Below are 21,825 nucleotides of genomic sequence, written 5' to 3'. Positions count from 1 at the left end.
ACGCATAGCGTCGGGGTGGTCATCGCCGTAGGACGGTCGCTACTTTTGGACAATATGTTCGACTACATCATCATCGGCGCCGGTTCTGCCGGCTGCGTACTCGCCAACCGCCTGAGCGAGGATCCCGATGCCACAGTATTGCTGTTGGAGGCGGGTTCGAGTGACTGGCACCCCTTCATCCACATGCCCGCCGGGCTGGCCAAGCTGGTCAATCGCAAGGGCGTGAACTGGAACTACAACACCGCGCCCGAGCCGCAGCTCAAGGGACGCCGCCTGTGGTGGCCGCGCGGCAAGGTACTGGGCGGATCGAGTTCGATCAATGCAATGTGTTACATCCGCGGCGTCGAGCAGGACTACGACGGCTGGGCGCGCAGCGCGTCCGGTTGGGACTGGGACACGGTGCTGCCCTACTTCAAGCGCGCCGAAGGCAATAGCCGTGGCGCCGATTCATTGCATGGCGGCAATGGTCCGCTGGGTGTCAGCGACCTGCGCCACCACAACGTGCTGTCGCAGGTCTTCATCGATGCTGCCAAACAGGCCGGCATCCCGTCCAATGCCGACTTCAATGGCGCCTCGCAGGAAGGCGTCGGCCTGTACCAGGTCACCCAGCGTGATGGCGCGCGCTGCTCAACTGCGGTGGCCTACCTCAACCCGGCGAAGCATCGCCCCAACCTGACCGTGCACACCGGCGCCATGGCCAGCCGCGTCACCTTCGACATGTCGCGGCGTGCGAATGGCATCGACTACGTGCATGCCGGCAAGGCCACGCATGCCAAGGCCGCGCGCGAAGTGATCCTGTGCGGTGGCACGATCAATTCCCCGCAATTGCTGATGCTGTCAGGCATCGGTCCTGCCGACCACTTGCGCGGCCATGGCATCGAGGTCGTGCACGATGCCGAAGGCGTCGGCGGCAACCTGCAGGACCACCTCGACATCTGCACGTTGCAGCATTCCACCAAGCGCATCACCTATGACCGCATCAACGAAGCAAAGATGGCGTTCGACTATTACCTGCGGGGCCATCGCGGCGCGGGCAGCAGCAACCTCGCCGAGGCCGGCGGCTTCACGCGCTCGCCGCTGGCGACCGATGAACGCAGCGACATCCAGTTCCATTTCGTCCCGGCGATGCTCGATGACCATGGCCGCAACCGCCTGTCCGGCGACGGCTACACCCTGCACGCCTGCTTCCTGCGCCCGCACAGCCGCGGCCGTCTATCGCTGGCCAGCAACAAGCCCAACGACAAGCCGACTATCCAGGCCAACTATCTCGGCGATGACGAAGGCTTCGACCTGAAGATGATGGTCGAATGCGCGAAAATCAGCCGCGAGATTTTCGCGCAGGCCGCGTTCGATCCGTATCGCGGCACGCCGATTCATCCCACCCGCACCAATCTGTCCGATGCCGAGCTGGTCGAGTTCATCCGCGCCAAGGCGGAGTCGGTTTATCACCCGGTCGGCACCTGCCGGATGGGCGATGACGCGGACTCGGTGGTGGATGCGCAGCTGCGCGTGCGTGGTGTCGACGGCCTGCGCGTGGTCGATGCCTCGGTGATGCCGGCGCTGCCGAGCGGCAATACCAATGCGCCGACGATCATGATTGCGGAACGCGCGGCGGATCTCATCAAGTGACGACTCATCTGACAAGCCGGCAAGGTTGAGTTAGTGAAGCCTGATCAAGGCGTGCCGGATCCGGGCTTGGTGCGCGCAGCAACGTTTCGCTAACCCCGGGCTGAGACAAGCTTACGGAGCGATCGCCGAGAGTGCATGCACTCAAACCGGGATCGTGACAATGCCAATTTGCACCGCACTTGCGATCTGCGCCTTGGCCTTGTCATCGCAACGCGGAATCGGTCTTGACGATGTCGCCCGATCAGCAATCGAAGCCGGCCACGCGTCGGTTGCAGCGATGTCGCCGCCTCTGGTCGCCGCCCATCGCGGTGGCTTCTTCCACAATCAAGGCGGCCTGACCCGGATCAAGCAGACGATTGCTGCAGGCCATGCCGATGTCATCGAGATCGACCTGCAAGCGACCAGCGACGGCAAGGTGTTTGTCTACCACGACCCGCTGCTGCAATCGCATACGGATTGCACGGGCGCCATCGGCGATCTGACCTATGCGCAGGTCGCATCCTGTCGGCTGAAGGATTCCGGCGAGCCCGTGCCCCTGTTCTCCGACGTCATACAGGCTGCTGGAGACCATGCGATCCTGGACGCCGAGTTCAAGACCGAGGCAACCATCGCGCCCGGCATCGACATGGCCAGGCAATGGAATGCGATCGACCGTATCTATTTCCAGCTGGGTGGTGATCGCAAGCGTTATCAGACTGTGCGCGCATTGTCGATGGACAGCACCCTGCAGTTCAAGGCGCTGAGCGACGAGGATCTGGATTGGGCATTGTCCCTGGACGATCCGCAACTGCGCATCATTGAAATGGATCGCAACTTCATCAGCAAGGACCGCATCAAGGCAGCGCATGACCATGCCAAGCTGGTGTCCTTCGACACATGGCGACGTCAATACACCGAGGAACGGTTCGCTGCGAGTTGCCGCTGGGCCTACACCAGCGGCGTTGATATCGCGGTCACCAACAACCCTGACAGTTGCGCACGGCAACGTCATTCGAAACCGTATTCCGCCCCGCATCGCTGGATTTACGCCGCAATCGGCAGACCCCATGTACGCCAGTTCGCCCGCGACATCAGCAGCATGGGCCAATCGGCATTTCAATCCGCGGGCAATTTCGTTGCCGACACCAAGGAATGGATTGGGATGGAAAACCACAGGTAGGCCAGGCGAACCCGCGCCTAGCTTGAAATTCCTGAGTCAACCCCGCTCCAGCATCGGCGGCAGCGGGCAATGCAGCACACCGCAGATGGTGCGCAGCAATTCGGCCTCGGCCACGCTGACCCGGCCGTCATTGCTGACCGCGGCAGTGATCGCCTCCACCATGACTTGCTTCGCCAGTGGGTCGAGCGCGTCCAGTGGCTCCCACACGGCATCCAGTGCGAGCACGCCGTTGGCGGGCGGCGCATACGGCACGTGGTCGCGCGGCAGCACGCGCTGCATGCCGGCGAGATAGGCGCGCTGCGCCGCGGAGACATCGTCCGGCCTGCCTGCCTGCGCCACCACCGTCAGCAACGTCGCGAACTCCTGCTTGACGTTGCCTGGCTTGCGCCGGCCAAAGCGTGCGTAGCGCGAAGGATCCAGCGATTCGCGCACCTGCACGGTGAGCAGACGACCCAGGCAGTACTCGAACAACGAGACTTCGCCATCGGCATTGACCACGGCGAACACCGCATCCATGAAGCTGTCCAGTTGCGGACGCGGGCGCAGGCGCAGGACCGGGAATGCCAGCGACGCCAGCGGCAGGCGCAACATCGGATGCAGGTCGGCAGTCAATTGCTGGTGGATGCGCACAGCATGGTCGGCGCAGGTGTCGCCAAGCCGGCCAGCGATTTCCACGTGCTGACGCGCAGCCAGATTCTCGTCGTCGCCCAGCAACAGCGCGAGCAACAACGGCATCACCGATTCGCGATCCGCGGCCAGGTCGCGCAGTGCTTCGGGGATTGCGGTCGCGATGGTATCGGCGCGGCTGTAGTCGTCAGCTGCCGGCATTGCGACCTGCGATGCAACCATCGGCGGAGTCACGTTCAACTGTTGGTTCACGCCTGGCAGGCGCGATCCGACTCCACCATCCAGTCCCATGTGGATGTCTTCCTGCAAGCCATTCGGTGGCGAGACCATCCACTTTGACTGCAGGCGCTGCAGTTCATCACCGCGGAAACTCGGTTCCAGCGCCTGGATGCGCTTGAGCAATGGTGGATGAGTGGCGAACAGGCCAGAGAAACCCATGCCATCGCCAAACAGCATGTGGCTCACTTCCTCCGTACTGCCAGGGTCGCTCAAGCGTGCGCCTGCCTCAAGGCCGCCGATCTTCTTGAGTGCGCCGGCCAGGCCTTGCGACTGTCGGGTGAATTGCACCGCGCTGGCATCGGCCAGGGTCTCGCGGGTCCGACTGACGCCGGCCTTGATCATGCGTCCGAAAAACAAGCCGACATAGCCGACGATCAAGGCCACCAGCGCCGCCGCCAGCATCGCGCCAGCACCCTTGCTACGCCCGCTGAAACGCCCATACACCAGGATCTTGCGGCCAATCAGGCCGATCATCATGATCCCGAACAGGATCCCGATCAGGCGGATGTTCAGCCGCATGTCGCCATTGAGGATGTGGCTGAACTCATGCGCGATAACGCCTTGCAGCTCGTCGCGGTTGAGCTTGTCGAGCGCACCACGGGTGACCGCGATCACCGCGTCCGAGGGCGAAAAGCCGGCGGCAAATGCATTGATCGCATCTTCATGCTCGAGCACGTAGATCTTCGGCACCGGCACGCCGGACGCAATCGCGATTTCCTCGACCACATTGCGCAGCCTGCGCAGGTTGAGGTCGGTGGTGTTTTCCGGCACCGGCACGCCGCCCATCTGCAGCGCCACCGGTTCGCCACCACCGCTCAGGCTGGAGATGCGGTACATCGATCCCAACGCGATCACCGCCAAGGTAACCACGCTGGTGAACGCGACCACGCTGGGCGAACCGCGGGTGGCGATCCAAGCCGCAAGGTCCACGGCCAGCACGATGCCGACCACGGCCAGTGCGAACAGGATGACCAGCCGCGATGACGTGCGCCGGGCAGCCGCCTGGTGTTCGAAGAAGTTCATGTGTGTCGTCTCAGCGCCGGTGGGCACGCCGGGGCGTGCACACCGGCAGCTCGAATCAGAATTCGACCTTCGGCGCCGCGCGGACCTCGGCCTGCTTCTCGGCCGGGATTTCCAGCAAGGCGGCCGCGGCGAAGTTGAACATGCCAGCGAAGATGCTGGACGGGAACACTTCGCGCTTGTTGTTGTAGCTCATCACTGCATCGTTGAATGCCTGCCGCGCGAACGCGACCTTGTTCTCGGTGCTGGTCAGCTCTTCGGTGAGCTGCATCATGTTCTGGTTGGCCTTCAGGTCCGGGTAGGCCTCGGCCACCATCATCAGCCGGCCCAGGCCTGCACTCAGCTGGCCCTGTGTCGCGGCCAGTTGTGCCATCGCCTCGGCATCGCCCGGGTTGGCCTTGGCCGCAGCCAGGCCCGCCTGCGCTGCCGAGCGTGCGGCGATCACCGCCTCCAGCGTTTCGCGCTCATGCGCCATGTATTTCTTGGCGACCTCGACCAGGTTCGGGATCAGGTCGAAGCGACGCTGCAACTGCACGTCGATCTGCGCGAAGGCGTTCTTGAATGCGTTGCGCGCGGTCACCAGGCCGTTGTAGATGCCGACGCCCCAGAACCCGATCACCACCACAATTGCCAGCAGAATCAAAAAACCAACCATCCGAAGTTCTCCTTGTTCATGCAAGCGTGGAAACAGGCGCTAGAATCGACCAGTACTCGAAGCATACGCAGGGGGCTCCGCCGATGAAAGACAGCAGCACTCGGAAAGCGCGACGCCTGGGCTTGCTTGCCATGCTGTTGCCGCTTGCAGTGGCCTCGGCCGCGCAAGCCGACCTGAAGTGGAACACACGCGTCGCGGATCCTGCGCGTGCGCCGCAACCGGCAACCTTGGCCGGCGTCCCGGCAATGCAAGCTGTTCCGGCATCGCCAACGCTTGATGTGCGCAGGTTCGAGGCCATGGCCGAGGAAATGGTGGCTGGCGGCCGCATCCCCGGGCTTGCCGTGGCCATCGTGCAGAACGGACGCGTGCTAAGTGCGCGCGGCTATGGCGTCACCGATTCCCGCGACGGACTGCCGGTTGATGCACATACCGTGTTCCGGCTGGCTTCGCTCTCCAAGTCTTTCGCAGGCGCGGTCACCGGGATCCTGGTGAACGATGGCGTGTTGCGCTGGGACAGCAAGTTGGTCGATTACCTACCTGACTTCCGCCTGTCGCAACCCGACGCAGCGCAACAGGTCACCGTCGCCGACCTGCTCAGTCATCGCGTGGGCCTGACCCGCAATGCCTTCGACCGTGACCTGGAAGCCGATGCCGATTTCCATACCTTGACCCAAAAGCTTGCCAATGCGCCAATGGCCTGCGCGCCTGGCCAGTGCTACGCCTACCAGAACGTGGCGTTCAGCCTGATTGGCGACATCGTATTCGCGACCACAGGCCAGTTCTACAGCGAGACGGTCGCCCGTCGCATCTTCAAGCCGCTGGGCATGCACGATGCCAGTTATGGGCTGGAAGGCATCGAAGCCAGCGGTCGCTGGGCCAAGCCGCACGTGCGTGGCGGTCACGGCTGGGTGCCGTTGATGCCGAAGCCGAACTATTACCGGGTGGCGCCGGCTGCGGGCGTCAATGCCAGCATCAGCGACATGGCGCAATGGATGATCGCGCAGACCGGACATCGGCCCGACGTGCTGCCGGCGCCGCTGCTGGCGACCCTGCATCAGGCCGTCATCGACACGCCCAGCGAAATGCGCGGCTCTGGCTGGCGTCGTACACGACTGAGTTCAGCGGGTTATGCGCTGGGCTGGCGCGACCTCAACTATGCCGGGCATGAAATCGCATTCCATGGCGGCGCCGTACAGGGCTATCGCGGGGCGATGGCCTTGCTGCCCGACCGTGATCTCGGCATCGTGATCTTGTGGAACAGCGAAAGTGCATTGCCGTCCGGCCTGTTGCCGACGATCCTGGACAGCGCACTGGGCATCAACGATGGGCAATGGCTGGACGACGACATCACCCAGCCTGCAACCCAGTACGTCGACCAGGACGATGCACCTCCGGGCAGCGATGCTTCTGCGGCAACCGCCGCACCGCGCTGATTCAAAAAAGAAACCCCTCCCGCCTGGGCAACGGGAAGGGTCTGCAGTGTTCATCACCCGATCGCAGGTCGCCGATCGGGCTTGCCTGATCAAGCCAGGCTGGATTACATCATTGGTGCAGGCATCGCCGGCATTGCAACAGGCTTGGCCTTCTTCGCCGGCCGCTTCGCAGCAGCCTTCTTGGCGACTGGCTTCTTGGCAGCAGCCTTCTTGGCGGCTGGCTTCTTAGCTACTTTCTTAGCTACTTTCTTCGCAGCCTTCTTGGCAGCTGGCTTCTTGCCAACTTTCTTCGCAGCCTTCTTGGCGGCTGGCTTCTTCGCTACTTTCTTCGCAGCCTTCTTGGCGGCTGGCTTCTTCGCTACTTTCTTTGCAGCCTTCTTGGCGGCCGGCTTCTTCGCTACCTTCTTTGCAGCCTTCTTGGCGGCCGGCTTCTTCGCTACTTTCTTAGCGGCCTTCTTGGCAGCTGGCTTCTTGGCAACTTTCTTCACTGCCTTCTTGGCGGCTGGCTTCTTTGCTACCTTCTTCGCGACCTTCTTGGCCGCCGGCTTCTTGGCGACTTTCTTCGCGGCCTTCTTGGCGGCCGGTTTCTTCGCAGCTTTCTTCATGGCCATGTGATGGCTCCTCGTCAATGGTCTATCGGTAACGCCCAGTTTCAAAAGACACCACGGGTATCGGACCCGTGATCGACCGCCGGCGCGCAGCGCGCGCCGGAACGGATGTGGTGGTGGCGTGCGCAACTGCCGCGATGCCACCGTTCGACGTCCCGCGCCCATCGACAACCCCACGGCGTAGATCGCCGCAGGTCCTGTTCGTGGGTGTCGGGGTGCTTTCTGCGAAGGATGCGATGCCGGCGTCCACCAGTTTGATGTTGCAGGTGGAGGTCCATGGTGTCTTGCCGGCTATCGCGTTGTGTCTGCTCACTCGCTTCTGCTGGATACGTCTGTTGGGCGAAACCTAATCACGCGTTTTTCAACTGTCAATAACCCGACAAGGTTTTTTTTCAAGGTCGGGCGCCTACGCTTCGCCATACATGCGCATCTATACCGCGCGAACATCCGCCAACGATTGCTTCGCGCAATCGCGCGACTGCATGCAAGGGCGCCACACGCAAGCATTGGCGCGGCTCGCAGCGATGCACGCATGCAAACGTTGAATGTGTCATAGCTTGCATGACTCGCTTCGACGCATGCCGTCCGCACGCAGGACACATGCATCGAACAGCTTTCGAAAATCGCAACGCGAACATGTGTTTGCGCGTCGCACAAGTCGGTTTGCGCGAAAACTGCGCGAACTTTTTTCGACTGTAGAGGCACATCACGTTCGTTTTGACGGACGTGCGCCGCCGAAAAAAAGTAAACCCGCGACGTTGCCGTCGCGGGTCGAGACGATGCGATGCGAACCCGAGTTGAAGATCGCGATCAGTGGTCGTCGTCTTCCAACAGCTCGGCATAGTCGTCCGGACCGAGCAGGTCGTTGAGTTGTTCGGCGTCATCGATCTCCATGGTGAACAACCAACCGTCACCGTAGGCGTCCTCGTTGATCGTCTCCGGCTTGTCGGACAACGCGGTGTTGACCTCGAGCACCTTGCCGCTCAGCGGGGCATAGACATCGGAAGCGGCCTTGACCGATTCCACCACCGCGCATGCAGTGCCGGCATTGATCTGATCACCAACGTCGGGCAATTCCACGTAGACAAGGTCGCCAAGCAGATCCTGCGCATGGTCGGAAATGCCGATGGTGACCTTGCCGTCATCTTCGACGCGTGCCCATTCGTGGGACTTGAGAAATTTGAGGTCGCCGGGGATCTCGCTCATCGGGTGCTCCAGTGGCTTGAAACGTGAGGGTAAGGAAAGTCTAGCGAAGCTGCGGGTGAAAAGTTCAGATTCCGTCCTGGATTTTGCCTTCCCTGACAAACGGGAACTTCACGATGCGGACAGGAACCTCCTTGCCGCGGATGTCCACGCGTACGTCCGTGCAGTCACCAGCAGGCACGCGCGCAAAGGCAATCGCCTTGCCCAGCGTCGGCGAGAAGGTGCCGGACAGGATTTCGCCCTCGCCATTGGCGGTGAGCACTTTCTGGCCATGGCGCAGCACGCCCTTGTCGTCCATCACCAGGCCGATCATCTGACGTGGCACGCCGGCGTCTCGTTGCGCTTCAAGCGCGCCACGGCCGATGAAGTCGCGCGACTGGCCATCGGGGCCGTTGTCAAACGCAACCGTCCAAGCCAGTGCGGATTCAAGCGGCGATACGGTCTCGTCCATGTCCTGCCCATACAGGTTCATGCCGGCCTCCAGGCGCAGGGTATCGCGTGCGCCCAGGCCAGCCGGCTTCACCCCGGCGGCGAGCAGCGCATTCCAGAAGGCGACGGTCTGCACTTCCGGCACCACGACTTCGAAACCGTCCTCGCCGGTGTAACCGGTGCGGGCGATGAACACCTGGATGCCGTCTTCGGTCACCGCCTCGCGCGCGGCAAAGCGACCCAGCTTGGCGAGCTTCGCACGATCATCCTCGCGCAACAGGCCAATCACCTTGTCGCGAGCGGTCGGGCCTTGTACTGCAACCATGCCGAACTCGGGACGCTCGCGCACCTCGACATCGAACGCCGCCGCCTGTTGGGTGATCCACGCCAGATCCTTTTCGCGGGTGGCCGCATTGACCACCAGCCGGAACCAGGACTCGTCCATGAAATAGATGATCAGGTCATCGATCACTCCGCCCTGCGGATTGAGCATGGTCGTGTAGAGCGCCTTGCCTGGCTTGGCCAACTTGTCCACCGAGTTGGCGACTAGCCTGCGCAGGAACTCGCGCACGCGCGCACCGGTGAGATCGACCACGGTCATGTGCGAAACATCGAACATGCCCGCGGCCTGGCGGACCAGGTGGTGTTCGTCAAGCTGCGAGCCGTAATGGATCGGCATGTCCCAGCCGCCGAAATCGACCATCTTGGCGCCAAGCGCGCGATGGGCTTCGTTGAGGATGGTCTTCTGGGTCATGCCTGCCGCCTGCGATGTGGAGCTGGCATTATCGCAGGGAAGCGGCAAACGCATGGCTGGCTGCAGGTGCGGCCGCAGGAGCGCCGTTTACGGCGCGATACCCCCGAGAGGCCGTGATCGCGCCGTAAACGGCGCTCCTACAAAAGCGATCAGCCGGCCGCCTCAACCTGCAAGCTCATCGCGTCGCCACCGCTGATGCGCACCGGCGTACCGGCAGGCAGGTCGGGGCCACTGACGTCCCAATAGGCATCGGCGATCTGCACGCGACCGCGGCCATCGACGATGGCGCGTTCCAGCGGCACCACCCGGCCGACCAGTGCCGCCGTACGGCGGTTCAATGCCGGCTGGTCGCTGTTGTCATTCTCACGGCCGCGGAACCAGGTGCGATAAACCTGGATCGAGGCGAAGCTGAGCACGACAAACGCCGTCGCCTGCACGATCAATGGGATCTCGACGGGAATGATCCACACCGCCAGGAACACGGCGGCCGCGGCGAACCCGAGCCACAGCATGAAGGCGCCGGGTGCCAGCGCCTCCGCGGCGAACAGCAGGAGCGCGATCGCCGCCCAACCGAAGATGTCCCAGCGCATCGGTCAGGTGCCTGTCTTCGGCGCGGGCATCGCCGGGTTGCCGCCCGGCTTGCGATCCATTGCTTCCCGAGCGAGTTCGGCGATGCCGCCCAGCGACCCGAGCATCCCGCTGGATTCCATCGGCATCAGCACGAACTTCTGGTTCGGTGCCTGCGCCAATTCCTTGAACGCTTCGATGTATTTCTGCGCGACGAAGTAATTGATCGCTTGCACGTTGCCGCTGGAAATCGCGTCGGACACCATCTGGGTTGCCTTGGCTTCGGCCTCGGCCAGCCGCTCGCGCGCCTCGGCCGCACGGAACGCGGCTTCGCGCTCACCCTCGGCTTCCAGGATGGTCGCCTGCTTCTCACCCTCGGCCTTGAGGATCGCGGCCTGGCGGAAGCCCTCGGCCTCAAGGATATTCGCGCGCTTCTCGCGCTCGGCCTTCATCTGCCGCGCCATCGAGTCGATCAGGTCGCGCGGTGGCGCGATGTCCTTCAGTTCGATGCGGTTGACCTTGATGCCCCACGGATGGGTGGCCTGGTCGACCGCCATCAGCACCTTGGTATTGATCTCGTCGCGCTTGGACAAGGATTCGTCCAGGTCCATCGAACCGATCGCGGTACGGATGTTGGTCATCACCAGGTTGAGGATCGCAATTTCCAGCGTCGCGACCTCGTATGCCGCCTTCGCTGCATCCAGCACCTGGAAAAACACGATGCCGTCGACCTTGACCACCGCGTTGTCCTTGGTGATCACGTCCTGGCTGGGCACTTCCAGCACCTGCTCCATCATGTTGATCTTGCGGCCAACGCCATAGACCACCGGGATCAGGAAGTGCAGCCCGGGGTTGAGGGTCTGGGTGTAGCGGCCGAAGCGCTCAACCGTCCATTGATAGCCTTGCGGCACCATCCGCACGGTCTTGAACAGGATCACCACCCCGGCGAAAAGTACGATCATCGCGAGTAACGGGCCCATCGGACGTTCTCCTTGGCTAAGGATTCAAGTATAGGCGCCCCGTTGCGTGGACGATATTGCATTGCCGGTGCGACCCTTTGCCCCCGCCACCGCCGCCGGCACCAAGAGCCCCACCACCACCACCTGTGCCACCGACCGTCAACTGAAACACCATCAAAGCCCCGCACTTGCGGGGCTCCGTTTTGCTCGATCAGGCGAGGCTGGCTTCGACCTCGCCCCAGGCGGCATCGTCGAAGCGCTGCGAAACCTCCAGCGCTTCGAAGTTCTGCAGCAACTGCGAGACCTTCGACGCGCCCAGCATCACCGTGGACACATTCGGATTGCGCAGGCACCAGGCCAGTGCAAGCGTCGATGGTGCTACCTCCAAGTCCTGCGCCAGCGCGGTGTAGCGGCGCAATGCCGCGATGCGCTCGCCCTGCAATCCGCGCTGCAGCCAGCCGTAGCCTTCCTGCGCGAGCCGTGAATCAGCGGGAATGCCGTCGTTGTACTTGCCGGTGAGCAGCCCGGATGCGAGCGGCGAAAAGACCGTGGTGCCCATGCCGAATTCGGCATACAGCGGCGCGTACTCCACTTCTACTCGCTGCCGGTCGAGCAGGTTGTATTGCGGCTGCTCCATGGTCGGCGCCTGCAGGTTGTGCGCCATGGCAACACGATGCGCCTCGCGGATTTCGTCCGCGCTCCATTCCGACGTGCCCCAGTACAGGACCTTGCCCTGCCGGATCAGGTTGTCCATCGCCGATACCGTCTCGGCGATCGGCGCATGCGGGTCTGGCCGATGACAGAAGTACAGGTCCAGGTAATCCACCCGCAGGCGCTTGAGCGCGGCATGGCAGGCATCAGCGACATGCTTGCGCGACAGCCCCTTCTGGGTGGGCCGCGGATCGTCGACCGCACCGAAGAACACCTTGCTCGACACGCACCAACCGTCCCGCGGCAGGCGCAGGTCGGCCAGCACATCGCCCATCACGCGTTCGGCCTCGCCATTGGCGTAGGTCTCTGCGTTGTCGAAAAAATTGACCCCGTGGTCCCAAGCCGCGGCGATCATCTCGCGCGCGGCACTGCGACCGACCTGACCGCCGAAGGTCACCCATGCGCCAAACGACAACGCCGACAGCTGCAGGCCGGAACTTCCAAGACGACGGTATTGCATGGGAATGACTCGCTGCTTCGACACATTGATTGTAGATGCACGGCGCTCAACTGAGGCATTGACCGTGCATCGCTGGCCGCGTGCGCTCCGGCGCACTATGCTGCCTGCGCACCTACTTGCATCGAACATCAGGGGAATTCCTGCGTGCCCATCCTGCCATCCGGCCTGCGCGATTTCTGGCAACGCCTGTTGACGCAGCCGGATGCACTGATGCTGGAACTGGGCGCAGGTGGCGAGCTGCTCGTCGCGCGGATCCGCGCAGTGTTGTCGATGCTGTTGCTGTTGCTGCCATTGATCAACCTGCTCAGTGGCGGCAAATACAGCGAGACCATGATCGGCCTGACCGGCGCGATATTGGCCATCGTGATGTCGCAAATCTGGCTGGCACTGGCCCGGCAACAAGGGCGTTTCCGCTGGCTGCCCTATGCCACCGCCACCTACGACGTTACCCTGACTACACTGGTGCTGGTCGCACTGGCCTTCGATTCGCCAGCCACTGGCCTGAACAGCATGGTGGTCTGGGTGTTCTACCTGATCTCGATCGCCATGACCGCCCTGCGCAACGATGGCCGGCTCACCTTGTACGCGGGAGTGCTGGCGCTGCTGCAGTACGCCTTGCTGGTGTTATTGGTATTCCAGCTTGTGGGCAATCCGGATCGGCTGGCCTCCATCGAATACGGCATCGCTACCGTTTCCAACCAGGTGCAGCGGATGGTGCTGATCGCATTGATGACCGCACTGACCACCACCATTGTCTATCGCATGCAGCGGCTGGTGGACATGTCCGGCACCGATGGATTGACCGGCCTTCCGAATCGCACATGGCTGGTACATCGCTTCCCCAGCGTGCTGGATGCGGCGCGAGAAAGCGGCGGTTCGCTGTCGGTCTGCCTGATCGACCTGGACTACTTCAAGCGCATCAACGACGAGCTGGGTCACCTGGCCGGTGACCGCGCACTGCGCCATGTGGTCGACGTGCTGCAACAACAACTGGAGGAAGGCGACTGGCTGACCCGGCTTGGCGGCGAGGAATTCGCCCTGCTGCTACCGATGCCGCTTGGCCGCGCATGGGAACGGCTGGAATCGATGCGGCGCACGGTGGCCTCGCAGCCGTTCCAGCCTGAGACCGGCGCAGACCTTATGCGGCTGACTTTCAGTGCCGGGATCGCGGTCTGGCCACAAGAGGGCGCCGATCTCTCCGCATTGCTGCGCCGCGCCGACATTCGCCTGCGCCAGGCCAAACAGGAAGGCCGCAACCGGGTGCTGGCCCGCGATCCCTGAATTTGCATGCAGCAGCACAGCGCCGCATGGCGCTATTGCCGCGATTGCCGCCTCTGCCCTACCCTGCTGCAGCGGGTATCACCGATCCCGCATGACAGGGGATGCGATGTGAGTCTGAAACTGCGCCTGACCGTGATGAATTTCCTCCAGTTCTACATCTGGGGGGCATGGCTGATCACCATCGGCCGCTACTGGTTCGAGAACCAGCATTGGTCCGGCACGAGTTTCGGCGCGATTTTCTCGACCATGGGCATCGCATCGCTGTTCATGCCTGCGCTGATGGGCGTGGTCGCCGACAAATGGATCAATGCCGAGAAGCTCTACGGCGCATTGCACCTGGCCGGCGCCGTCATGTTGTTCTATGTGCCGCAGGTCAACGATCCACGCACCATGTTCTGGGTGATGTTGGTCACCATGATCTTCTACATGCCGACGATCTCGCTGGCGATCGCGGTGGCCTACAACGCGCTCAAGCAGGACGGCAAGGACGTGATCCGCGATTACCCGCCGATCCGCGTCTGGGGCACGATTGGTTTTATCGCCGCGTTGTGGACCACCAGCCTGCTCAAGCTGGAAACCTCGCCCGGCCAGTTCTACATCGCCTCGGCGGCATCTCTGGTGCTGGGCCTGTACGCGTTCACCCTGCCGAAGGCGCCGCCGCGCCTGTCCAGCGGCGACAGCCGCTCGCTGTTGGATGTGCTCGGCCTGTCCTCGTTCCGCCTGTTCCGTGATCGCAACATGGCGGTATTCTTCATCTTCGCGATGCTGCTGGGCGCGGCGCTGCAGCTGACCAATGCCTACGGCGGCACCTTCCTCGGCGAGTTCAGCAACAACCCGCTCTATCAGGATGCGCTGGCGGTGAAGTACCCCGCGATCATCATGTCGATCTCGCAGATTTCGGAAACACTGTTCATCCTGACCATTCCGTTCTTCCTCAAGCGCTTCGGGATCAAGACGGTGATGACCCTGAGCATGGTGGCGTGGTTCCTGCGCTTCGGCCTGTTCGCCTACGGCGATCCGGGTCCGGGGCTGTGGATGATCGTGGCCAGCTGCATCGTGTACGGCATGGCGTTCGACTTCTTCAACATCTCCGGCTCACTGTTCGTCGAGCAGCAGAGCGACCCACGCATCCGCGCGTCAACGCAAGGCTTGTTCATGCTGATGACCAACGGCATCGGCGCGGTGCTGGGCAGTTCGATCAGCGGCTGGATGATCGATGCGTATTTCACGGGTGCCGATGGCACCAAGGACTGGCACGGCATCTGGGTGACGTTCGCGCTGTACTCGCTGGCGATGGCGCTGCTGTTCGTGCCACTGTTCAAGCATCGTCACGACTCGCGCGCGCTGGCGCATGCAGGTGCACATGGCCAGGCCGATGTCAGCAACCCCTGACCCGCGAATGGACAAGCCCCGCATCGGTCAATCGCAAATGGGCCACGTCTGTGTGGTCGGTTCCTTCAACGTCGACCATGTCTGGCGTGTCGCCTCGTTGCCGCAACCGGGTGCGACCTTGGCCGGCGAGTACCGCAGCGGTGCGGGAGGCAAGGGCTTCAACCAGGCGATGGCGGCGCGGCGTGCCGGCGCCGAGACCAGCTTCGTGTGTGCGCTTGGTGGCGACCCCGGCGCGCAACTCGCACGCGCGTTGTGCAGCGCTGATGGCATCGACCTGCGCGATGCCGAGTGCACGCTGCCAACCGGAACCGCCGGCATCTATGTGGATGCACAGGGCCGCAACAGTATTGTCGTGGGCGCTGGTGCGAATGCCTGGCTGGAGCCGGGCTTCGTCACCGAGACGCTGAACTCGATTGCGGGTATAGACGTTGTGCTGGCGCAACTTGAGTCGCCGGCCGATGCGGTGGAGGAAGCCTTGTGGCTTGGCCGGCAGCGCGGTGCACTGACCATCCTCAACCCAGCCCCGGCCAATGCCACCGTCGGCGGCGCACAACTCGAACTGGCCGACATCCTGACCCCGAACGAAACCGAATTCGCTGCCCTGCTGGGCCGGCATGTCGGCGAGCGCATTAATCCAAATGACGTTGGCAGCCTCGACCAGAGTCGCCTGCATGCATTGTGCCGCCAACTTGGCCACGAGAGCACGGTGATCGTGACCCTGGGCGCGAGTGGCTGCTTCGTGTCGCATGCGGATAAGCAGTTGCGCGGCGATACCAGCGCTTACTGCAGAGTGTCCGCCGAAGCAGTGCGCACGGTCGACACCACCGGCGCGGGCGATGCCTTCAATGGCGCGCTGGCGGCGTCACTGGCCAGCCAGCCGCAACTGCCATTCAACGCGCATGTGCGTTTCGCGAGCCGCTACGCCGGCCTGTCCACCGAACACGAAGGCGCCGCGCTTGCGATGCCGACCCTGGCGGAGATGGCCGCGCGCTTCAAGACGGCTTAACCGTCGTATCACCAGTCTGGGTTTATCCTAGTGGCATATCCACATCGTGCAATCGTGCCCGGAGGAAACCCGCATGACAGGCAAGTTTGAAATCAGCAGTCGCAGCAACGGCGAATTCCAGTTCAACCTGAAGACCGGAAAAGGCCAGGTGATCCTAAGTAGCGAAGGCTACAGCTCGCTGCCAGCTTGCCAGATGGGCGTCGAATCGGTGCGCATGCATTCGGTCAATCCCACCCACTTCGAGTGCAAGACCGCGAAGGATGGCAGTCCGTATTTCAGCCTCAAGGCCAGCAACGGGCAGATCATCGGCAAGAGCGAGATGTATAGCAGCGTGTCCGCGTGCGACAACGGCATCCAGGCGGTGATGACCAATGCACCGGGTGCCGAGGTCCTCAGCGAAATCGCCTGACCAGGCAACGCCCATTCCATGACAAAGCCCGGCCCCTGCCGGGCTTTGTCATTACGGGTTCTTGCCGGCAACGATGACTACACTATGCCGATGCAGATCGGCCGTCATCGCATTGAGCCGCGCGTGATCCTCGCCCCGATGGCAGGAGTCACCGACAAACCGTTCCGGCTGTTGTGCAAGCAGTTGGGTGCGGGCTTGGCGGTGTCTGAAATGACCACCAGCGATCCGCGTTTCTGGACCACGGCGAAATCGGTGCACCGGATGGACCATGTCGGCGAGCCCGACCCGGTCAGCGTGCAGATTGCCGGCACCGTGCCCGCGATCATGGCCGACGCAGCGCGCCACAACGTCGAGCATGGCGCGCAGATCATCGACATCAACATGGGCTGCCCGGCCAAGAAGGTCTGCAACGCCTGGGCGGGTTCCGCACTGATGCAGGAGCCGGCGCTGGTCGCGCGCATCCTTCAAGCCGTGGTGGCCGCAGTCGATGTACCGGTGACACTGAAAATCCGTACTGGCTGGGATGCCACCCATCGCAATGCGCCGGAAATCGCGCGCATCGCCGAAGATGCCGGGATCAAAGCACTGGCCGTGCACGGACGCACCCGTGACCAGCAATACACCGGCAGCGCCGAATACGACACGATCGCCGCGATCAAGGCGCGGTCAAGCATTCCGGTGATCGCCAATGGCGATATCGATTCACCTGACAAGGCAGCCTGGGTCCTGCGCCATACCGGTGCCGATGCGGTGATGGTGGGGCGTGCGGCGCAAGGGCGGCCATGGCTGTTGGGTGCGATCGCGCATTTCCTGGCCACCGGCGAACGCTTGCCGGAACCCTCGCTGGAACAGGTGCGCGCGGTCCTGCTTGGCCATTTGCAGGCCTTGCACGATTTCTATGGTGAACAGATGGGCGTGCGCATCGCACGCAAGCACCTGGGTTGGTATGCCAGGGATCGACCTGAAAACCATGCGTTCCGAGCGGTGGTCAACCAGGCCATCAGTGCCGACGCGCAGTTGCGACTGACCGGCGATTATTTCGATGCGCTGGTCGCGGGCGTGATTCCGGATGTTTGCGCGGCGGCTTGAGCAGCTAGCGGAATACGCAGGAGTTGCCAGAACAGGCGTAATGCTTCGCGCTCCGTCGCGTCCACGCTACTTAACACGCGCACAACACAGCATCGCGCGGAAATGCCGCAAAATGCACGCCTGCCCGGCGCCATGTATCATGTGCAGCCATCTTTTCATCCGAATATAAGGATATAAGCCTGATGTCGAGCTACCTGTTCACCTCCGAATCGGTGTCCGAAGGCCATCCGGACAAGGTCGCCGACCAGATTTCCGACGCCGTCCTCGACGCGATCCTCGCGCAGGACAAGCGTGCGCGCGTGGCGTGCGAGACCATGGTCAAGACCGGCGTGGCGATCGTCGCCGGCGAAGTCACCACCTCGGCATGGATCGACCTGGAAGCGCTGACGCGCAAGGTCATCATGGACATCGGGTACGACTCCTCGTCAGTCGGTTTCGACGGCGAGACCTGCGGCGTACTGAACCTGATCGGGAAGCAGTCGACCGACATCGCTGCCGGCGTCGATGGCACCGGCAAGAAGCAGAAGAAGCCTGAAGAACAAGGCGCGGGCGACCAGGGCCTGATGTTTGGCTATGCCTGCAACGAAGCGCCCGAGTTCATGCCGGCGCCGATCTTCTACGCCCACCGCCTGGTCGAGCAGCAGGCCAAGGTGCGCAAGCAGAAGAATTCGAAGTTGCCGTGGTTGCGTCCGGATGCGAAGTCGCAAGTCACGCTGCGCTATGACAACGCGCACAAGGTGATCGGCCTCGATGCCGTGGTGCTCTCGACGCAGCATGACCCCGGCATCAAGCACAAGGATCTGGTCGAAGGCGTCTACGAAGAAATCCTCAAGCCGGTGCTGCCCAAGGCCATGCTCGATGCGCTGTCGAAGAACAAGGTGCACATCAATCCGACTGGCAGCTTCGTGATCGGCGGCCCGGTCGGCGATTGCGGCTTGACCGGTCGCAAGATCATCGTCGACACCTACGGCGGCATGGCGCGCCACGGCGGCGGTGCATTCTCGGGCAAGGATCCGTCGAAGGTCGATCGTTCAGCCGCGTACGCCGCGCGTTACGTCGCCAAGAACATCGTCGCCGCAGGCCTGGCCGATCGCTGCGAAGTCCAGGTGAGCTACGCGATTGGCGTGTCGCACCCCACCTCGATTTCGGTGACCACCTTCGGTACCGGCAAGATTTCCGATGACAAGATCGAGCAGTTGATCCGCGGCCATTTCGACCTGCGTCCGTACGGCATCCTGCAGATGCTCGACTTGATCCATCCGATGTACCAGGCGACGGCTTCTTATGGTCACTTCGGCCGCAAGCCGAGAGAAATCAGCTACACCGATGGCGCCGGCAAGCAACACAAGGCTACCGCCTTCTCCTGGGAGAAGACCGACAAGGCCGAAGAACTGCGCAAGGCTGCGAAGCTGAAGTAACGGTTCGGCGCACTAGCGTCACGCGCGCGCGCCTTTGCCAACTCGTCATTCCTGCGAAAGCGGGAATCCGGCTTTTCGATACGGGCCGCAGCACTGCGGCCCGTTTTTGTTGCGCAGGTTGTTTGCGCAACCCAGCCGCCTAGTCTTACGGCAAAACCAGCCAAGCTGCCGCATCCAGCTCCGGTGCAACCCGCAGCAACGCATCACGACCGCGCACCACACGCGACCGCCATCCGGGACCGCGCGCCACAAGGTCCTGCCACGCCTCATCGACCTGCCATGCGGCTTGCTCGTGCATGACAGCCAACAAGGCTGCGGCCTGTTGCACGTCCTTGTTCGATTTGGCGATGCGCGATGCCGGTCGCTCGCCTGCCACGATCAGCTTGTGCAGCGCATAGCGCGCCGGATGCGGCACATTCACCAGCGCCACGCCCCCTGCCGATGTAAACAAAGCGGCCTGTTGCACATCCTGCAGCAGGTATTCCATGAATTTCAGCGGCTGCAACTTGATCCCGAGTTGCGGATGCAGGAATGGTTCGTTGCCGCCGCGATGCAGTGGCGTCAGGAAATCCAGCTGGAATTCGGGATCGCGCGGATCAAGATAGGTCGCACCTGTCCCTCCGTCCGCATGCACGATTGGCAGCAGTCCCATCTGCAATGATTCGATCGCGGCATGCGTATCGATCTCCACGTTAGTCGGCAGCGCAATTGCCAGTTGTTTGCCGGCATGCGCGAAATCGACATCCTGCGTGCGCTGGCCGTCCTCCCAACGCACGCCCAGCATGTTGCCGAAGGTCAGGAAGGCATGCGTGCCCACCAGCACGCCGCCCGCACGGAAAAACCCGTAATCCGACAGCCGCTGCACCACCTTGTAATGCCGCGCCAGCACCGGCGCATTGCCAAGTGCCGCGGACGAACGGGCCAATGCCTCTAGCGCGGGCAATGCACCGCCAGCGGCGTGGGCGTCGATCAGCGCCTGCACGCGTTCGCTTTGTGGCCCCACGTAGACCTGCCGCACCTTGCCGGAGATCTCCGTGTACTGGAAATACCAATACTCACGTCCACGCACGGATTTGCGCGCAAACGTGCCGCGCAGGTTGGCCACCGTGCGGGTCAGATCCGCACCATGCACCGCATCCAGCAGCTGTGCGTAGGATGTTTGAGCCGATGACGAAAGCGGCGCGAAACGGGGCATTCGGGACTCCCGGTGTGCAGGCAGGTTTGAGCGTACTCCCGCTGTTATACGCAATCAATACGAATTTGCGTACAACGTCGATCTGGGCTGATTCTGGCGGTGTCCTCAGACAGAAGGAGTTATCCCACCAAAAAATATCTGGTGGTATAACCCCGCGCGCAAATGCTCTCGCCCGCTCCTCTTGTTGAAGGGGAGGGTTGGCTCTTCCGGGCCGCAGTGATGCGGTGAATTTGCGTTTCGATGCCTATTCACCAAGCATGCTCGGCTGCGCCTCACGTGGCGCGCCGTGCCTGCAAGATAGATCGGTACGGAAGAAGCGCCTTAGCCGCGCAATTTCACCTGCATGGCGAACAACCTGCCTAGCTCACGCGGGTCAACCAGCCGCCACGGATAGCCGTGATTCCGAACTTGTCCGGGTGGCCGTTCTGTCATCGTGAACTCGAAGACGATGCGGCGCATATCAACCATGTCAATGAACTTCTGGATATCGGGCCGTTCGCAATACACCAGATCGATGTACCTGTATTGGGTGGCAGCACGCAATCGTCTGGATTCCGCTGTGACGAAGGCCGCGCGAGAGTGCTTCTCCGCCAGCCGTTCCGCGAGACGCTCACGCGCCCAGACTCCTATCTGCTGGGCATCCTTGTGCATGTGGATTCCCTCAGGCGGCAGTTGTACTCCTAGCCAGAGTCCCAAATTATTGGCGGTGGTGGTGACCTGCGAATAACAGGAATAGCGGCCGTCCGCATCTTGCCGGCCCATCATCCGCAAACGTTCGATGCTGGATTGCGGGGTGGTCCAGCGCGGGGCCAGCTGGAACAAATTGACCTTGCCGATGGCTGGGCCGTGGTCGCGTTTAAGCTTGCATTTCAGTTCTATACCCCGAAAGTCCGCGCCTTGGTCGTTATTTTCCTCAACACCGACCAAACTCTCGAAGGTGTATCCAATGCCAGTCGAGCCAGTTCGCATTGAGTCCAGCCAGCCACAGGCACTTACATGGTCGTAACGACGAAGAAGATCTGAAAGTGCATCATCCACGCTGAATTTCGGCGCATCGACTGGCAGACGCACGAACGATCCTGGATTTGATGGAGCATCCGAGCCAAAGAACATGTCGACCAACCTGTCGAATCTTTCATCTAAACCTTCGACACTGGCATCTGCAAAATATGTAACGAGCCCAGCTGGAATTTTCGCTCGCAGAAAGATTGCCAATCTTCGTCCGTGAGTCATTTCGTTCAACCACGGATTCAGTCTTGTAACGCGACGTTCCGGGTAACGCTGGTAATACTTCCATCCAAAGTCCTTGCGCTCTTTGGAGATCGCATCGATCCCGGAAAACAATACGGTTGCGTTGATGGCCGGATCTGGGATCTGGAGGTCAGGAAAAAACGAATACGATTCTCCTGGAATTAGAACACCATGTCGGCCGGCGTCATCATTTGATGTAAGCACCTTTACGAAGATCTCAGCTGACTCAAAGTCGATGCCATCTGCAAGCAACCTTGCATAAGCTTCAAGCTGTGCGCTCAACGATATTCC

Annotated in this window: 19 protein-coding genes; 9 read left to right on the top strand and 10 right to left on the bottom strand. The window is 62.1% G+C overall.

The window, feature by feature from the left end; genetic code table 11:
* The first annotated feature begins 54 nt into the window (after positions 1–54).
* Together PSV05_RS01580 and PSV05_RS01575 are read left to right on the top strand one after the other, a co-directional pair.
* Positions 55–1,629, top strand: coding sequence for a choline dehydrogenase (locus PSV05_RS01580; protein ID WP_300061308.1), 1,575 nt, complete (start codon positions 55–57; stop codon positions 1,627–1,629).
* Positions 1,630–1,789: 160 nt separating this feature from the next.
* Positions 1,790–2,788: a glycerophosphodiester phosphodiesterase family protein gene (locus PSV05_RS01575; protein WP_300061305.1), complete on the top strand. Its 999-nt coding sequence runs from the start codon at positions 1,790–1,792 to the stop codon at positions 2,786–2,788.
* Positions 2,789–2,824: 36 nt separating this feature from the next.
* On the opposite strand, the gene PSV05_RS01570 is transcribed toward PSV05_RS01575, so the two are convergent.
* Both PSV05_RS01570 and PSV05_RS01565 read right to left on the bottom strand, forming a co-directional pair.
* The gene (locus PSV05_RS01570; protein WP_300060467.1) at positions 2,825–4,717 is read right to left on the bottom strand and encodes a M48 family metallopeptidase; all 1,893 of its coding nucleotides are present in this window, start codon (positions 4,715–4,717) and stop codon (positions 2,825–2,827) included.
* A gap of 55 nt (positions 4,718–4,772) precedes the next feature.
* The gene (locus PSV05_RS01565; protein ID WP_300060464.1) at positions 4,773–5,369 is read right to left on the bottom strand and encodes a LemA family protein; all 597 of its coding nucleotides are present in this window, start codon (positions 5,367–5,369) and stop codon (positions 4,773–4,775) included.
* An 83-nt stretch (positions 5,370–5,452) separates the two neighbouring features.
* Here PSV05_RS01565 and PSV05_RS01560 point away from each other — a divergent pair, with 83 nt between their 5' ends.
* On the top strand, positions 5,453–6,802 hold the full coding sequence (locus tag PSV05_RS01560) for a serine hydrolase domain-containing protein (protein ID WP_345782228.1): 1,350 nt from the start codon (positions 5,453–5,455) through the stop codon (positions 6,800–6,802).
* 104 nt (positions 6,803–6,906) lie between these two features.
* Here PSV05_RS01560 and PSV05_RS01555 read toward each other — a convergent pair whose 3' ends face one another.
* The 6 genes from PSV05_RS01555 to PSV05_RS01530 form a co-directional block, all read right to left on the bottom strand.
* On the bottom strand, positions 6,907–7,458 hold the full coding sequence (locus PSV05_RS01555) for a hypothetical protein (RefSeq protein ID WP_300061362.1): 552 nt from the start codon (positions 7,456–7,458) through the stop codon (positions 6,907–6,909).
* Between the two features lie 762 nt (positions 7,459–8,220).
* Positions 8,221–8,616, bottom strand: a complete 396-nt coding sequence (gene gcvH / locus PSV05_RS01550) for a glycine cleavage system protein GcvH (protein ID WP_300060462.1) — start codon at positions 8,614–8,616, stop codon at positions 8,221–8,223.
* A gap of 64 nt (positions 8,617–8,680) precedes the next feature.
* Positions 8,681–9,796 (bottom strand): glycine cleavage system aminomethyltransferase GcvT, encoded by a 1,116-nt coding sequence (gene gcvT / locus PSV05_RS01545; protein WP_300060459.1) that lies wholly within the window; start codon positions 9,794–9,796, stop codon positions 8,681–8,683.
* 149 nt (positions 9,797–9,945) lie between these two features.
* Positions 9,946–10,386 (bottom strand): NfeD family protein, encoded by a 441-nt coding sequence (locus PSV05_RS01540; RefSeq protein ID WP_300060456.1) that lies wholly within the window; start codon positions 10,384–10,386, stop codon positions 9,946–9,948.
* A gap of 3 nt (positions 10,387–10,389) precedes the next feature.
* The gene (locus PSV05_RS01535; protein WP_300060453.1) at positions 10,390–11,343 is read right to left on the bottom strand and encodes an SPFH domain-containing protein; all 954 of its coding nucleotides are present in this window, start codon (positions 11,341–11,343) and stop codon (positions 10,390–10,392) included.
* Positions 11,344–11,533: 190 nt separating this feature from the next.
* Positions 11,534–12,493: an aldo/keto reductase gene (locus tag PSV05_RS01530; RefSeq protein ID WP_300060450.1), complete on the bottom strand. Its 960-nt coding sequence runs from the start codon at positions 12,491–12,493 to the stop codon at positions 11,534–11,536.
* Between the two features lie 144 nt (positions 12,494–12,637).
* Here PSV05_RS01530 and PSV05_RS01525 point away from each other — a divergent pair, with 144 nt between their 5' ends.
* The 6 genes from PSV05_RS01525 (at position 12,638) to metK (ending at position 19,088) form a co-directional block, all read left to right on the top strand.
* Positions 12,638–13,774 carry a GGDEF domain-containing protein gene (locus tag PSV05_RS01525; RefSeq protein ID WP_300060447.1) on the top strand — a complete coding sequence of 379 codons (1,137 nt, stop codon included), beginning with the start codon at positions 12,638–12,640 and terminating at the stop codon, positions 13,772–13,774.
* Between the two features lie 108 nt (positions 13,775–13,882).
* A complete protein-coding gene (locus PSV05_RS01520) occupies positions 13,883–15,166 on the top strand; it encodes a nucleoside permease (protein WP_300060444.1) in 1,284 nt (427 codons plus the stop codon).
* 37 nt (positions 15,167–15,203) lie between these two features.
* Complete coding sequence (locus tag PSV05_RS01515; RefSeq protein WP_300061302.1) at positions 15,204–16,172, top strand: ribokinase; 969 nt, start codon at positions 15,204–15,206, stop codon at positions 16,170–16,172.
* Between the two features lie 73 nt (positions 16,173–16,245).
* Positions 16,246–16,581, top strand: a complete 336-nt coding sequence (locus tag PSV05_RS01510) for a YegP family protein (protein WP_300060442.1) — start codon at positions 16,246–16,248, stop codon at positions 16,579–16,581.
* Positions 16,582–16,671: 90 nt separating this feature from the next.
* Positions 16,672–17,670 (top strand): tRNA dihydrouridine synthase DusB, encoded by a 999-nt coding sequence (gene dusB / locus PSV05_RS01505; protein WP_300060439.1) that lies wholly within the window; start codon positions 16,672–16,674, stop codon positions 17,668–17,670.
* A 182-nt stretch (positions 17,671–17,852) separates the two neighbouring features.
* Positions 17,853–19,088 (top strand): methionine adenosyltransferase, encoded by a 1,236-nt coding sequence (gene metK, locus PSV05_RS01500; protein ID WP_300060436.1) that lies wholly within the window; start codon positions 17,853–17,855, stop codon positions 19,086–19,088.
* 145 nt (positions 19,089–19,233) lie between these two features.
* Here the strand turns inward: metK and PSV05_RS01495 are convergent, their stop codons facing one another.
* Together PSV05_RS01495 and PSV05_RS01490 are read right to left on the bottom strand one after the other, a co-directional pair.
* Positions 19,234–20,283: a nucleotidyltransferase domain-containing protein gene (locus PSV05_RS01495; protein ID WP_300060433.1), complete on the bottom strand. Its 1,050-nt coding sequence runs from the start codon at positions 20,281–20,283 to the stop codon at positions 19,234–19,236.
* Positions 20,284–20,604: 321 nt separating this feature from the next.
* A complete protein-coding gene (locus PSV05_RS01490; protein WP_300060431.1) occupies positions 20,605–21,816 on the bottom strand; it encodes an MvaI/BcnI family restriction endonuclease in 1,212 nt (403 codons plus the stop codon).
* Between the last annotated feature and the right edge of the window lie 9 nt (positions 21,817–21,825).

The organism is Thermomonas sp. (assembly GCF_029945965.1).
In the GTDB taxonomy this organism is placed as follows: domain Bacteria; phylum Pseudomonadota; class Gammaproteobacteria; order Xanthomonadales; family Xanthomonadaceae; genus Thermomonas.
The sequence above is the reverse complement of the archived record's forward strand: the minus strand, read 5'-3'. Positions and strand labels throughout refer to the sequence as shown.